The sequence below is a fragment of the Pseudoalteromonas sp. SR41-7 genome, assembly GCF_014163935.1.
Taxonomy (GTDB): Bacteria; Pseudomonadota; Gammaproteobacteria; order Enterobacterales; family Alteromonadaceae; genus Pseudoalteromonas; species Pseudoalteromonas distincta.
Genome location: NZ_JACJEF010000006.1, coordinates 199,348 through 214,160 on the forward strand (window position 1 = coordinate 199,348; position 14,813 = coordinate 214,160).

A 14,813-nucleotide genomic window follows, 5' to 3' on the forward strand; every position below is an offset into this window, starting at 1 on the left:
TCTAAACCTTTAGTTGTAAAAAACAAAAATAATAACAGGCATAGAGTAGGGAATTAATAAATGTCGGTTTTTTCATTTGATCAAAATACAGGGGTTGTCTCTTTAGTTAGTCACCCTATTGATAGTGGCTTTCCTGTTACGAGTACTCAGCTTACGCAAATGCTCGAACAATCTGAGTTTAGTGAGTACGAAGCTGTCATTGCCAATATTGGAAAGCTTTTTGCGCCAACTAAAAACTATCAGGAAGTATCACTTGTCGTTGCTAAAGCGGTAGATGCGTCGCTTGTCATTAATATTGATGAAAAAAACATGGTCGCAGAAGCAACATTAACTACCGCTAAAGGTGGTGCGCTTTTGTCTATGGAAGGTGCGCAAAAAGCGCTTGCTGATGCAGGTGTTAAAAAAGGAATAAGCCCACGCGCGCTTGATACCTTTTTAGGCCAGCAGTTTGAAAAACCAGCAGGAAGCTCTTATAGCGCCATAATTGCACATGGGCGTAATCCTAAAAAAGGCAGCGATGCTAAATTTGTGCGCTTATGCTCAACAGCCCAAGACCGTGTGCTTAGCCCACAAGCTAAGGAAGGTGGTAAGGTTGATATGAAAAATCTTGGCGCTATTATCACCGTAAAACCTGGTACTCCCTTAATGCAGCGTATTGCCGCTACTCCTGGAGAAGATGGCTATACGGTATTTGGCGATTCAATTAGTGCAAAACCAGGTACAGATCACCAACTCCAGCCTTTCGAAGGTACAAAAGTAGATCCTAATAATCCTAATATGCTTATTGCCGACTGCAAAGGTGTGCCCGTTGCCCTACCCCGAGGTATGCGTGTAGATGACGTTTTATGCTTTGATAACGTAGATGTAAGTACAGGCCACGTTGATTTTGATGGTAGCGTAATTATTACTGGCGATATTAAAGACGGCATGCGTGTAAAAGCCAATGGTGATATTACGGTACTGGGTTTTGTAGAATCAGGAGCTGTTGAAAGTAAAAGTGCGGTAACCATTATGCTTGGCGCAATTGGTAGAAAACGTGAAGGCGAGGAAGCATTTACATGCTCTATAACCGCTCTGCGAACTATTTCTATTGGTTATGCTCAGTACTGCAATATTAAATCCGAACAAGATTTATTTATTGAACGCCAAGCTCTACATTGTGATTTAAGTGCTAGGCGGTTAATACGTGTAGGCAAAGCAAACGATCCGCGAGGTAAAATTATTGGCGGTAATATTTTAGATGCTATGCGCATTGAAACAGGTGAGCTAGGCGCGCCAGCCGGTACTAAAACGCGCGTATTTTTAGCGCAACTCTGGTTTGAGCTTCGCCAAAAGCAAACACAAATAACCGATTTTGAAAAAGTACTTGCGACTAAAGTAACCGCTTTACAACAGGCTCGTGAAAAAGCGAGTAAAATTGCGGGGGCTGCTCAGCGCCAGCAATTCATGAATAAGATAACTGAAAATGAAAAGCATATAAAAATACGCTCTGCACATATTCATCGTCAAAAACTACTTATTAAGCAAAAAATAGTGCAATTACTTGCCAGTAGTCGTTTAAAAGTAAATGAATTAATGCACCCTGGTGTGGAGCTTAAAATAGCGAAAGATTCTAAACAATTTTCGCGTATTTACCCGCCCCACCTAGTTAAGCTAACTGAGGGTAAAATTACTCAGACGTTTTAGTTTCTTCGTTATTTTGTGTATCAGTTTCAACTTTGTTATTAGCGTCGCAATCATCAGTTGACGCTAATGGCCAACCACCTAATTGCTGCCAGCGATTTACTATTAAGCAATAAAGCTCAGCTGTACGTTCTGTGTCGTAAAGCGCTGAGTGTGCTTGGCTGTTATCAAACTCGATACCTGCCGCTCTACATGCTTTTGCTAATACAGTCTGCCCTAACGCTAAACCCGCTAAAGATGTTGTATCAAAGCTTACGAACGGATGAAATGGCGTACGCTTAATGTTATTACGCTCTATTGCTGCATTTAAAAAGCCATGATCGAATGCGGCATTATGCGCCACAATAACTGAGCGTTGGCACCCAGCGGCCTTTTGCGCTTTGCGTACTACTTTACATATTTCTTTAATTACTTCATCTTCAGGTACTGCGCCACGTAATGGTGAAAACGGGTCTATACCGTTAAAGTCAATGGCTGCTTGTTCTATATTAGCGCCTTCGAATGGCTGAACATGAAAATGAACAGTATGATCTATGCTGAGCAGTCCTTCGTCATCCATTTTTAAAACAGAAGCTGCTATTTCTAACAAGGCATCTGTTTCTTTGTTAAAACCAGCAGTTTCAACATCAATAACAACAGGAAAAAATCCACGAAAGCGTTTTGCGAAAGGTGTTTGCTCAGTATTTGCCATAGTCTTCTTTGTTTATACGTGTAAGCTGACTATTATGTCAAAATTGATGCCCCCTAGGCTAGGGGATTTAAGTATTTATTGCTTTAAAATTGTAGGCACATAACTTGCTTTAACTTGTAAGTTAGTTACGTAGAGAACAAACTAATCATTGCAGTCGTTAATTTGCCAAATTATTGGCATTCCCGGATAGCTGGAGAGCATCATGAAGTATAAGTTGTTATTTATTAGCCTTAGTATAAGTGCAGTGCTTTGCAGTACTCACTCGCAAGCTGCTATGCGCCAATACACAGCAACCCAAGACAACTCCAACTGGGAAGTCGTTAAAACAACGCGCTTACAATGCCAATTAAATCATGAAGTTCCTTATTATGGGGAAGCTATTTTTAAAGCTTCAGCAAGTAAAAATAAAAACTTAACGTTTAATTTAGATATGGTTGTACGCCCAGATAATTACGCAATTGCTGGTTTAAAAGCCGTGCCACCGTCTTGGCGAGCAGGCTTACCGGCCCGTGATATTGCAAATATGAAATTACTTAAAAAGTTTGATGGTGAGCTGGGCAATAAAACCGCATGGGAGATGCTTAGCGAGCTTGAAAAAGGCTACTACCCTACTTTTTATTATCAAGACTGGCAAAACAGTGCCGATAAAATTGCCGTTGGCATATCGAGTGTAAACTTTAAACAAGCTTACTGGGCTTTTTTACAATGCCGCGATGAGCTACTCCCTTACAGCTTTGAAGATATTTCGTTTACTGTAATGAACTATCAATCTAACAGCAGTAAATTAACTAAATCGTCGCAACAACGTCTTGATAAGATTGCTGAGTATCTAAAAAATGACGCAAGCATAGAGTCCATTAGCATTGACTCATACACCGATAGTTATGGCGGACGCTGGAATAACTTAGATTTATCGCGCAAGCGCGCCAAAACTATAAAAGATTATATGGTGAGCTTGGGTGTTGATGAAGCAAAAGTGCAAACCACCGGTTTAGGCGAAAAACGCTTTGTTGATAATAACGATAACATTTTAGGCCGAGACAAAAACCGTCGTTTAATTATTCAAATAGAGAAAATGTAGTAAAACTAATTTGCGCTTACTCTCTTTCGCTTTAAAAATTTATCACCAAATTGGAAAAAACCCAGACTAATTAAAATAATAACCGCACCAATTATTAGCTCTTGGCTTAATGGCTCATTGTTTAGCCAAGCTCCTAAGCCTAACGCAAAGCTAGGAGTTATGAGCGTAGTAAGTGATACCGTACTCGCATTTAGGTTTTGCAGTACATGAAAATACGCCAAAGCCCCAACTAAAGATCCGAACACACCTAGATAACCAATTGCCCACAATGATTTTGCACTCCAGTTCTGTATATGCAACTGACCATCTAATAACCACCAAGCAATAAAAAAGAGTGGGGTTACAAAAACTAAGGCACCAAATGTTGTTGCCATAGGGTGAATCGCAATTTGTACGCGCTTAATCATCACACCACTTAAGCTAAAAAAGCAGACAGCCATAAACACATAAAGTAACCCGAGCCCTTGAGTTTGCGAGTTTTGTACTTGGTTATAACTAACAAAATATAAGCCGATTAGGGCGCACGCTAACGCCACTAATTTAATCGGGCTAAATTTAGGTTCATTTAGTAATTGCTGAGCAAGCAACCCTGACAAAATAGGTGCAAGGCCAAACATAAGCGAAATAATACCCGAAGGGACTGTTTTAGCTGCCATATAGCTCAACAACATACCGCCAAAAATACCTATACTCGAATAAAAATAAAGTAAGCATGCATTTTTGCTCCAAGGTACTCTAATGTTTGTTATGGCAACAATTAAACCACCTAAAAACAACCCCACCAGCATACGCATTAATACAGCAAGCGTTGGCGATACTGTTTCACTGCTCCACACAATCCCCAGTGGTGTAGTAGACCAAATGAGAACCATAAAAAAATACGATACTTTTACCGGCACATGCCAATCCTTAGCGTTTTATAACGCAATCCAACGTATATAAAATTATACCCTCACCACCCTATTTTAATACTTTTAAATGCATACAAGTCCTTAATAAATACAGTTGTAAATTGTAGGTTACATTTTAATACAGCTCTTTTATTACAAAACTATTTGAGATTTGAGTAACTAGTTATATCGTGCATGTATATTAATAATAATTAAGGTAATTAAGTGCTTAAAAATAAAACAACTGGAAGCATGTTAATTGTTGCAGGCACAACTATTGGTGCAGGTATGTTGGCACTGCCAATTGCATCTGCCGGGCTTGGGTTTAGTACTGCCCTTGCATTAATAATTGCTAGCTGGTTACTAATGACCTACACCGCACTACTCATGCTAGAGCTACACCAATATGCACCACGCGATGCAACGTTAAATACATTGGCTAAATTATGGCTTGGAAAGCGCGGACAATACATCGCGAATTTTTCGATGGTTTTTTTATTTTACGCTTTATGCGCTGCTTATATTGCAGGTGGTGGTGCACAACTTCAAGCGCGTATAAATATAGGCTTTGATGTAAATATAGCCCCACAGTTTGGCTCTGTGATCCTCGCTGTTATTATTGCAAGTGTGGTAACGCTGGGCACTAGCAAGGTAGATAAACTAAACAGAGTGTTATTTACAGTAAAAATTATTGTATTAGCTAGTTTGTTTTACATGCTAACCCCTTATGTACAAGGTAAGCATTTATTAGAGATACCTGTAGAGCAAGGGTTAATCCTTTCAGCTATACCGGTTATATTTACTTCGTTTGGCTTTCATGGCTCTATTCCTTCTATTGTTAAATATGTTGGTGTAGAAATAAAAGTACTGCGCAAAGTAATGATTGCTGGAGCCGCCCTGCCTTTAGTCATTTATATTTTTTGGCAACTACTTAGCCAAGGTATTATGAGCCAAGCTGACTTACTCAACAGCCAAGGCCTTAGTGGCTTTGTATCAAGCGTAGCAAGTATTGCGCATAACCCAAGTGTAGCAACGGCCGTTAAGTTATTTGCTGATTTAGCACTTGCGACATCATTTCTAGGGGTGAGTTTAGGGTTATTCGATTTTTTTGCTGATACATTTAAAAAAGGTGACAATAAAACAGACCGAATTAAAACGGCCTTAATTACGTTTATTCCGCCGCTTGGCTTTGCATTATTTTATCCTCAAGGCTTTATTATGGCTTTAGGTTACGCTGCAATAGCACTTGTCGTACTTGCAATATTTTTGCCTGTAGCAATGGTTTATAAACAGCGTACAACATCAAGTAAAACAGGTTACAAAGTTAAAAGTGGGAATATTGGGCTTGGCATAGCAGCTATATGTGGCATAACGATTATTGCTGCGCAGTTTATGCAAATGGCGGGGCTAATTCCTGCTATCGGTTAAAGCTTTTTGTTTTAATTTAGATATAAAAAAACCGCACATCATTAGATGTGCGGTTTTTTTATATTAACTGCGTTTATTTACAAACGTCAGCTACAGCATTTGAAAAGTATTCAATATTTGACTGGCTAACACCTGCAACATTTACGCGGCTAGAACCAACAATATAAATACCATATTCTTTTTGTAGGCGAGCAATTTGCTCTTTATTAATACCTAAGAAAGAAAACATACCGTTTTGGCGTTCAATAAATGAGAAGTCTTGCGCAATATCTTTAGTTGCTAAGCTTTCTTTAATTAAGCTACGTAAGCCATTTATGCGGCTACGCATTTCATCAAGCTCTGAGTGCCATAATTGTGTAAGCTCTGTACTGCTTAAAATAGTATTAACAATATCAGCACCATGCGCTGGCGGCATTGAGTAAATACTACGTACAACGCTTAGCATTACAGAGTTTGAAATATCTGCTGTTGCGCTATCTTTTGCAATTAGTGAACATGCACCAATACGCTCGCGGTATAAGCCAAAGTTTTTAGAACATGAAGAACAAATAATTAGCTCTTCTACTGCATCAGCTAAAATACGTAAGCCACGTGCATCTTCTTCAAGTGAAGCACCAAAGCCTTGGTATGCAATATCAACAAGTGGTGTAAAGCCAACTTCTTTTGCAAGTTCGGCAACTGTGTTCCACTGTGTTTCGTTTAAGTCCATACCGCTTGGGTTATGACAACATGCATGCACTAAAACTACATCACCTTTAGGCACTTGTTTAAGTGTATTGATCATTTCATCAAACAGTAAGTCTTTATTTTCGTAATCGTAATACGGGTATTCTTTTACTGTTAAGCCTGCAGCTTCAAACAAGCTAATATGGTTTGCCCATGTTGGGTTAGTTACCCATACTGTTGCATCTGCATTGCAACGCTTAATAAATTCAGCTGCAACGCGAAGTGCGCCTGTACCACCTGGCGCTTGTGCAGTACGTACGCGATTTGCTAGCAATGCTTGATGTTCGCCTAGTAGTAACTGCTCCATCTTTTGGCAGTAATCTAAGTTACCCGCTAAACCAATGTAAGATTTGCTCATTTCGTTTTCAAGACGAAACGCTTCAGCTTTTTTAACCGCTTTAAGAACCGGTGTATTGCCTTGCTCATCTTTGTAGACACCTACACCTAAATCAATTTTATTAGGGTTTGTATCTTGTTTATAGGCCGCCATAAGGCCAAGAATAGGATCTGTTGGTAATGGTTTTAATACTGAGAACATTGGCTATCTCTTATCGTTATTTAGGGGTTAGCTGTTAAGCTAAGCTTAACATAAAAGCACATCATGTTGACTAGCGTTATTTACACTAGAAAGTGAGGAATTTTAATACAACATGCAATTAAAACGGCAAGCGTCTTTTCATCAAAAAAATCATTTTTAAAGGCTTCAGCATCTACAATACCAACACATTCATTTTGTGTATTAAATAAAGGTAAGCAGGTTTCTGATTTAACTTTAGGATCGCATGTGTAGTATTCACCACCTTGTGATAAGTACTCTTCAACGTTATTAATAATACGGCCCTTGTGAGATAGCGCAACCTGCACGTTATTACTACCTGCCGCAAATGCTTGCGTTAAAGGGAACAACGGACGACTAGGTGCACCATGATAAGCCAATTTTAATAGTTGCTTACCTTCACTAGTATTAGTTGATTGATAAATACCATACCAATCAACACTTGTTTGTTGCTCAATGTAGCTCACAATACTTTGTAAATTAGCTAGCTTGAACTGGGTTTGCTCATCATTTTCAAGATAATCAGTTAATTTGAATGGCTCATCTTGTAGGTAACCAAATAAACTACACGCACCGCCCTCGCCAAGCTCAGGTATTTGATACTCCCAACATACATTAGGCAAAGCTGTGTTTGCTAAATGTAACTCAAGCTTTTCAAGCTCTGTTGAAATCAAAGCTGGATTAGCACTTAGTTGTGCTTGTTTTAGGTAAGAAGAAATCATTTGGCCATCCATACATCTAAAGTTTCGAGAATAATAGCATGGATATTTTTGCAGAGCTAGCTCAACTTGTAGCACATTTCAACTTGGTTACCGCTGGCGTTATAAGTTACTTTTTCGGCTATTTCTTCTAGTAAAGACACCCCTCTACCAAATTCATTATTAACCTTTGCCAACTCATCGTGCTTACTACTAAACCCTCGGCCTGAATCACAAATAATGAAATATAAACTGAGCGTGTCGGGGCAATAGCGCATATCAATAATAATCATCGCATCTGTAAGTTTAGCAAGAGCTGCCTCTCTTAATTCGTAATATCGAAAAAAGCCGTCTTCTTGTTTTTTAATCTCTGAGTTAAGCCCTAGTACACCATGATCAAGCGCATTGTTATAAGCCTCAGACAACAGTAAAAATATATTAGAACGATGGGCATTTAGCCCCCCAACACTGCTTAAAATATTAACAACGTCGTAAACGGGGTCTGTTTTTTTTATTTGTTCTGAGTTTAAACTCAAAGATAAATTAAACGCTAAAGTAGAGAATGCTTCTCGCTCTTGCTCCTCAGGAACTAAAGGCAGGCAATTTAGTAAAACAATGCTTAAATCGTCTTGCTGTTTAGTGCCATCTGCAAACTTAGTAACGTCAGCCACTATATCTTCGCTACTAATCATCGATTTACTTTTTAAGGTTTGTAAAAAACGCTCTTCCCCAAAAAATGTATCTTCTTTGTTTGCTGTTTCTATAATACCGTCGGTTGCTAATACTAGGCGTGTATTACTATTTGTTTCAAAGTGAATAACTTCATATTCAAATTCTTGATCGTCTAAAATCCCCAGCGCCATATGTTGCGACTCTAATGTTTGTTTTACATTACCGTCTTTATCTATTAGGTACGCATCTGGCAGGCCGCCCATCCATGCAGAAATACTTTTACCGGATGCACTAAGCTCTATAATGGTTGCAGCACAAAACATGTGTCCAGGTAGGAGATTGTAAAGCAGTGTATTTAGCTCACAGGCAATGTCATTAATCGCCATGCCTTTTTGTACCATAGTATAAAAAACACGAGAGATAGGTAATGCACCAATAGCTGCCGCTAAGCCGTGCCCTGTAAAGTCTCCCAACATGCAATACAGATTGCCTATTGGACTTTGCGCCACTAAAAACATATCGCCGTTAAACATAGACGCCGGCGATAAATTAAAATCGAGGTACTCTTTAAACTTGCCTTGATTCTCTAATGAGTTATTAAAAATATGCTCAATTATTTCGTGTTCACGTTCAATTTGATTGTGATGATATTCAAGCAGTTTTTTTTGTTGATTCGATTTTTTACTTAGCTCTCTGGTGCGGCTATGTGCTTTAATTTTTGCATGCAAAATAACTTTTTCAAATGGTTTATGAATAAAGTCATCGCCACCTAACGCGAGGCACCGCTCAAAACTTGCTTGATCTTCTAAGGAGGTTATAAAAATAATCGGTAAGTAAACTTCACTATACTGCTGCTTTATTTTTTCAGCTGCTTCAAAACCATCCATTACGGGCATTAATACATCGAGTAAAACAATGTCTATTTGCTCTCTTTTAAGTACATTAAGTGCATCTAGCCCATTGTAAGCCACTGAAATTTTGTAACCTTCCTGCTCAAGCATTTTACTTAGTAAAATGCGATTGAGCGCCTGATCGTCAACAATCAACACATGTATCATTAGCTAATATCAAACTTTTTATCAAAACGTGAAATTTGTAGGATTTTTCTAAGCTGAGGCTGGCAATTACTTATTTCGATGGTTTGTACTTGGCTATCAATGGTTTTTTTCATGTTAAGTAACATGCCAAGTGCTGAACTATCCATATAATCAGTCTCTCTTAAATCGATAATAACCTTTACTGTTTTTTCGCTCATTTGAGCATAAGCTTGGCGAAACGATTGCACTAAATTAAAATCAAACTTACCTTTAATTTGTATTGTTAATGTAGTGCCATCGACTGATTCATTCTTAGTTAAACTCATATTAAACTCCAATAATATTTCCTTTGAACTAAATATAACCTGTTAAAAGTATTTAGCAAAAAGAAAAACACACAACTTCAAATTTGCTATCATTTACACCAGTATTTAATTCATTTTTATCCACAAAGGTAAGGTATGAGTGATAGTCACTTAGTATATTCAACTAGTACGGGTCGCATTGACCAGCCGAAACCAGAAAAAGAGTTGCACGCTAAACTTTTTAAAGATGGTTTTATTCGCATTGAGCGTCAAACAAAAGGGCGTAAAGGCAAAGGCGTAATGCTAGTTGTTGGCATTGATCCAAAAGATCATGATTTAAAAAAGTTAGCTAAAACTATAAAAAGCAAAATGGGCCAAGGCGGCGCAGTAAAAGAAGGCATTATTGAAGTACAAGGTGATGACCGAGATAAACTAAAAGGCATTTTAGAAGCGTTAAAATTTAAAGTTAAAATTGCGGGTGGTTAACCCGCAATTTTATTAACTAGTTACTTCGCTATTTGCGAGTTCATTTAACCTTTCATACAAATTCGGTAGTTCGTGCTCAGCAATTGGCTTACTAAAATAATAGCCTTGCACAATGAAGCAATTATTATTTTGTAAAAACTGCATCTGCTCTATTGTCTCAACCCCTTCTGCGACCACGTCTAGCTTTAACTTTTGCGCCATGGCAATAATAGCTGCAGTGATTTCCATATCATTTGTATCCTCTGGGATATCTTTTACAAATGAACGGTCAATTTTCAATATATCAACCGGGAACCGTTTTAAGTAACTGAGCGACGAATAACCTGTACCAAAGTCATCAATAGAAATAGATATACCTAATGCTTTAAGCTCGTGCAATTGTGTAATGGCTGCCTCTACATTACCCATTAGCATGCTTTCGGTCAGCTCTAAATGAAGGCGCTTTGCTGAAACACCCGACTTAATTATCATTTTGCTCAGTGTTGTAACTAAGCTTGAGTCTTTAAACTGGCGGGCCGATAAGTTTATCGATATATTATTTTCTAGACCTTGTTCTGCCAATCTTACGGCAAAATCACAAGACTCTTGAAGCACCCATTCACCTAATTCAACTATAAGGCCTGTCGCTTCTGCAATAGGAATAAATTTATCTGGAGGGATTGCGCCTTCAGTTGGGTGGAACCATCTTAATAACGCTTCATAACCAACGACCTGATGAGTACGGCTATCAACTTGAGGTTGGTAGTAAACTACAAATTGCTTTTCTTTGAGCCCTATACGTAACTCATTTTCGATAAATAAACGCTCATTTGCGGCCGCGTTTAATTCTTGGCTATAAAAGTGGAAGGTATTACGTCCTTTTGCTTTTGCCTCATACATTGCCAAATCAGCATGTTTGAGTAACTGATCTTCCTCTAAGCTATCGTAAGGAGCCATAGTTATACCAATACTTGCACTGACAATAACTTCATTGCTACCTAGTTTTATGGGCACGTTCAGTGTTTTTTGAATTGTATTGGCAACATCAGCCGCGTGAGCTTGGCTTTCTATACCACTGAGCAACACTGCAAATTCATCACCACCTAAGCGCGCTATGGTGTCCTCGGCTCGTAAACGTTTTTTAAGTCTGTTTGCCACTTCAATTAATAATTGATCGCCAGCATCGTGCCCTAATGTGTCGTTAATACGCTTAAATTCGTCTAAGTCAAAGTAAAACAAAGCAAATGCATAATGCCCGCGCTCTGCTAATGCCATTGATTTACGCAATTGCATTCTAAAAAACGTTCTGTTGGCAAGTCCCGTAAGGGTGTCAAAGTAAGCCAGTTGTTCCATTTTACGCTGGCTTTCTTTTACAAACGAAATATCTTGTGCTGATGCTACATAACTGGTTATTTCACCGCCCTCTTCACGAATTGGCGAAACACTTAAAGACACCCAAATTGGCTCTTTGTTTAAACCAGCTATTAATGTGTCCCCGCGCCAGTAATTACGGCTGCGTAAATCTATGTCTATATCTTCAATTAAAATAGACATTTCTGAGGCAATAATATTAAGTAATGGTGCTCTATTAAAATGGCTTTCTGGATAGCCTGTCATTTCGAGCATTTTGGGGTTTACGTACTCAATGACAAAATTTTCATCGGTGATCACAACCCCAGTGCCCGAGAACGCGACCGCTTTAGATAAACGATTAGCTGCTTTTTCAGCAATTTCTTTTTCTGTAATTCTTTGGTTTAAACCATCAATAAGTTTGCGGATTTCTACCGTCATGTCTCTAAATGAGCCATTAAGGGTACCAATCTCATCTTTGTTTTCTGGCGGAAACTCTGTTGTTAGCTGACCTTTACCAAAGCTTGTTACTGCATAAACTAAAGTATGTAAACGGCGAAGTACTAGTTGATAAAGCGCCTGATGCAGCAATAAAGCAACTAATATTGCGTATAAAATAAAGAGCCCAAAAAACTTCAGTTTTAAATCTTGTAACGCAGATAACGTTGATGAACGTTTTTTATAAACCCCTATGTACCAATCTAAATCATCAATTTTACGGATATTAATAATGTGAGCTTCATCATTTTGTTCAAATGAATTGGCATATTCTGGTAACTTCACCGCAATTGCATCGTCAATAATTGACTGCAGTTCTGGGTTTACAAATTCGTTAGTAGCGAGTGCTTTATTGTCACTACCGTAGTCAGCTAATAATGCAGGGTTTAGATTGGGATGGGCTAACAATTGCCCTTTACTATCAAATACAAGTAAGTGTTTTTCTTTATCGCCAACAGGTAAAAATGAAATAAGTTTGTTAAGGGAAATATCGCTTCCCGTTACACCTAAAAACTCGTTATCAACATACACCGGCACTAGTAAGCTAATAACCCACTTTCGCCATACTGTATCGTAATAAACTTTTGACCATGCAGGCTCACGCTCTGACCCCAACATACTTTTAATATATTTATACGTTGTACCTTGCGTAACTCTAAACTCGGCTGGTGCATTTAATGCCCAGTTTGGAGGAGAAACACGAATGAAATCGTCATCGGTAATTAAATAAAAGTTAAAAAAGTCGTGTACCAGAGTCGGAGAAATTATACGCCATAACATTTCAGAATCATTAAATAGGCGTTTATAAAAAGGAGAGTAATTTTGCTGTGGTAAAAATGCTGCTGATAATCCATCAGCCGAGGCACTTCGAATGGTACCATCGCTATTAAACTGTAACTGTGATTTATTACCTAAATTAATTGGTGAATTAGATTGAAAAAGCTGCTCTGTCACTACGTTATTAGCTTGCTGAGCAATATTTATTTTTGTTTTAATACGCTCATTAAACTGCTTCACTAATAAATCTGTAGAGCTTTTTAACACCTCATGTTCTTCAAAAACAAGTTGTTTCTCTTCAGATTTAAGCATTAAGGCAGCCGCACATACCCCTGCTATTAAACAAATAGCAGATATAAGCAGTGAAAGTTTTACACTTAAAGAATTCAATCCAAAACGAGATGGAGGCCGTCTGTAAACCACGGGTCAACCTTAATTATTAATAATTGTTATTATTTGAACCAGTTAACGAAATATACCAGATCCGCATTCATATTTATAAATTATTTGTAAAGTTTCTATAATAACCACCTAAGGTAAATAAATAGTACCCTAAGCTTATTTAGATCTTTATTGACATTGTTGGCAACTCTCCATACATTAACCGTATGAACATATTTATCTCTCGCACTTTTTTTTCGTTTTTTAGCTTCTTTATATAGAAGAGGCTTCCCTGTTTGTGAGATAAAATCAATCGAATAGTAAAGCCTCCCAACCGGGAGGCTTTTTTGTTTTTGCTGTGTAATAACAGCCTACTTTTGGAATGAGGATACCAAAATGACAAATGATGTATTAAATGCACTAAGACACGATATAAATGAAATAGACTCCGACTTACTCGTGTTATTAGCTAAACGCCGTCGCATTAGCCACGGTGTGGTTGAATATAAAATCGCCAACAACAAGCCAATTCGCGATGAAGCACGTGAACTCGCGCTTCTAGAAAAATTAATTGGTTATGGTAAGTCACTGGGTTTAGATGCTTACTACGTAAATAATGTGTTTCAAACTATTTTGGAAGATTCAGTTTTACACCAACAAGCAATGTTACAAAAAAACCTTAATCCAGACGCACTGAGTGAAACACACCGTGTAACTTACTTAGGTGGTCAGGGTTCTTATAGCCAGCTTGCATGTCATAAATACTTTAGTCGCCGCCCTGGTAAATTAATTGAAATTGGCTGTACATCGTTTGACGAAATAACAGGTAAAGTAGAAAACGGCCAAGCTGATTTTGGTTTATTACCGATTGAAAACACAAGCTCTGGTAGCATTAACGAAGTATTTGACTTATTACAGCACGCACAAGTCTCTATTGTTGGAGAAGTCACTCACAGTGTAGAGCATTGCTTACTCGCAAACCCTGATACTGAACTTAGCCAACTAACAAAAGTATTTGCACATCCACAACCATTTGCACAGTGCAGCCGTTTTTTACAGGGCTTAGGTGATTTACAACATGAAACTTGTGACTCTACATCAAGCGCATTACAATCAGCTCTAAACACACCAAATAGTGCTGCAATTGGCTCTGCACAAGCAGGAAAAAATGTCGGCCTTGAAGTCATCAAATCAAATCTTGCTAATCAAAGCGAAAACCATAGCCGCTTTATTGTTGTTGCGCGTAAACCTCTGCAAGTGTCTAACCAAATTCCAACTAAAACTAGTTTAATCATGTCGACAAAACAGCAAGCGGGCTCACTAGCCGATGCGTTGATGATTTTTAAACAGCATAAGATTAATTTAGTAAAACTTGAGTCGCGCCCAACTCCGGGCAATCCGTGGGAAGAAGTATTTTATGTAGATCTTGAAGCAAACTTAGCTGATAGCCAAGTAAAAGAAGCACTAGAAGAACTTAAAGAACACACCCAATATGTGCGTATTTTAGGCTGCTATCAAAGCGAGTCATTGCAGGCAGTAAGCGTTAATACTTAATACACACTTTCATAATTAAAA

Annotated in this window: 12 protein-coding genes and 1 other annotated feature; of the genes, 5 read left to right on the forward strand and 7 right to left on the reverse strand. The window is 38.3% G+C overall.

What is annotated here, in order from left to right; all coding sequences use genetic code 11:
• The first annotated feature begins 60 nt into the window (after positions 1-60).
• The gene (locus H5092_RS10615; RefSeq protein WP_182733471.1) at positions 61-1,686 is read left to right on the forward strand and encodes a DUF342 domain-containing protein; all 1,626 of its coding nucleotides are present in this window, start codon (positions 61-63) and stop codon (positions 1,684-1,686) included.
• Here the strand turns inward: H5092_RS10615 and rnt are convergent.
• On the reverse strand, positions 1,670-2,374 hold the full coding sequence (gene rnt, locus H5092_RS10620) for a ribonuclease T (RefSeq protein ID WP_182733472.1): 705 nt from the start codon (positions 2,372-2,374) through the stop codon (positions 1,670-1,672). The two genes, H5092_RS10615 and rnt, sit on opposite strands and share 17 nt — an antisense overlap.
• A gap of 202 nt (positions 2,375-2,576) precedes the next feature.
• On the opposite strand from rnt, the gene H5092_RS10625 reads away from it, so the two are divergent.
• On the forward strand, positions 2,577-3,455 hold the full coding sequence (locus tag H5092_RS10625; RefSeq protein WP_024595663.1) for an OmpA family protein: 879 nt from the start codon (positions 2,577-2,579) through the stop codon (positions 3,453-3,455).
• Between the two features lie 5 nt (positions 3,456-3,460).
• Here H5092_RS10625 and H5092_RS10630 read toward each other — a convergent pair whose 3' ends face one another.
• On the reverse strand, positions 3,461-4,354 hold the full coding sequence (locus tag H5092_RS10630) for a DMT family transporter (RefSeq protein WP_024595662.1): 894 nt from the start codon (positions 4,352-4,354) through the stop codon (positions 3,461-3,463).
• 216 nt (positions 4,355-4,570) lie between these two features.
• Here H5092_RS10630 and H5092_RS10635 point away from each other — a divergent pair, with 216 nt between their 5' ends.
• Positions 4,571-5,773: an aromatic amino acid transport family protein gene (locus tag H5092_RS10635; protein ID WP_182733473.1), complete on the forward strand. Its 1,203-nt coding sequence runs from the start codon at positions 4,571-4,573 to the stop codon at positions 5,771-5,773.
• A gap of 73 nt (positions 5,774-5,846) precedes the next feature.
• On the opposite strand, the gene H5092_RS10640 is transcribed toward H5092_RS10635, so the two are convergent.
• The 4 genes from H5092_RS10640 to H5092_RS10655 all read right to left on the reverse strand — a co-directional run bounded on the left by H5092_RS10640 (position 5,847) and on the right by H5092_RS10655 (position 9,788).
• On the reverse strand, positions 5,847-7,037 hold the full coding sequence (locus H5092_RS10640; RefSeq protein WP_002962951.1) for an amino acid aminotransferase: 1,191 nt from the start codon (positions 7,035-7,037) through the stop codon (positions 5,847-5,849).
• Positions 7,038-7,117: 80 nt separating this feature from the next.
• Positions 7,118-7,777, reverse strand: a complete 660-nt coding sequence (locus H5092_RS10645; RefSeq protein WP_182721455.1) for a GAF domain-containing protein — start codon at positions 7,775-7,777, stop codon at positions 7,118-7,120.
• Positions 7,778-7,833: 56 nt separating this feature from the next.
• Positions 7,834-9,483 carry a SpoIIE family protein phosphatase gene (locus H5092_RS10650; protein WP_182712753.1) on the reverse strand — a complete coding sequence of 550 codons (1,650 nt, stop codon included), beginning with the start codon at positions 9,481-9,483 and terminating at the stop codon, positions 7,834-7,836.
• A complete protein-coding gene (locus H5092_RS10655; RefSeq protein ID WP_149602997.1) occupies positions 9,483-9,788 on the reverse strand; it encodes an STAS domain-containing protein in 306 nt (101 codons plus the stop codon). The genes H5092_RS10650 and H5092_RS10655 overlap by 1 nt, the downstream gene beginning before the upstream one ends.
• 135 nt (positions 9,789-9,923) lie before the next feature.
• Between H5092_RS10655 and H5092_RS10660 the strand changes: the two genes are divergently transcribed.
• A complete protein-coding gene (locus H5092_RS10660) occupies positions 9,924-10,253 on the forward strand; it encodes a translation initiation factor (RefSeq protein ID WP_002962947.1) in 330 nt (109 codons plus the stop codon).
• Between the two features lie 12 nt (positions 10,254-10,265).
• Here the strand turns inward: H5092_RS10660 and H5092_RS10665 are convergent, their stop codons facing one another.
• Positions 10,266-13,280, reverse strand: coding sequence for an EAL domain-containing protein (locus H5092_RS10665; protein ID WP_182712752.1), 3,015 nt, complete (start codon positions 13,278-13,280; stop codon positions 10,266-10,268).
• Positions 13,281-13,472: 192 nt separating this feature from the next.
• Positions 13,473-13,590: a sequence feature (Phe leader region), on the forward strand.
• A 44-nt stretch (positions 13,591-13,634) separates the two neighbouring features.
• Between H5092_RS10665 and H5092_RS10670 the strand changes: the two genes are divergently transcribed.
• Complete coding sequence (locus H5092_RS10670) at positions 13,635-14,792, forward strand: chorismate mutase (protein WP_002962945.1); 1,158 nt, start codon at positions 13,635-13,637, stop codon at positions 14,790-14,792.
• Positions 14,793-14,813: the final 21 nt, after the last annotated feature.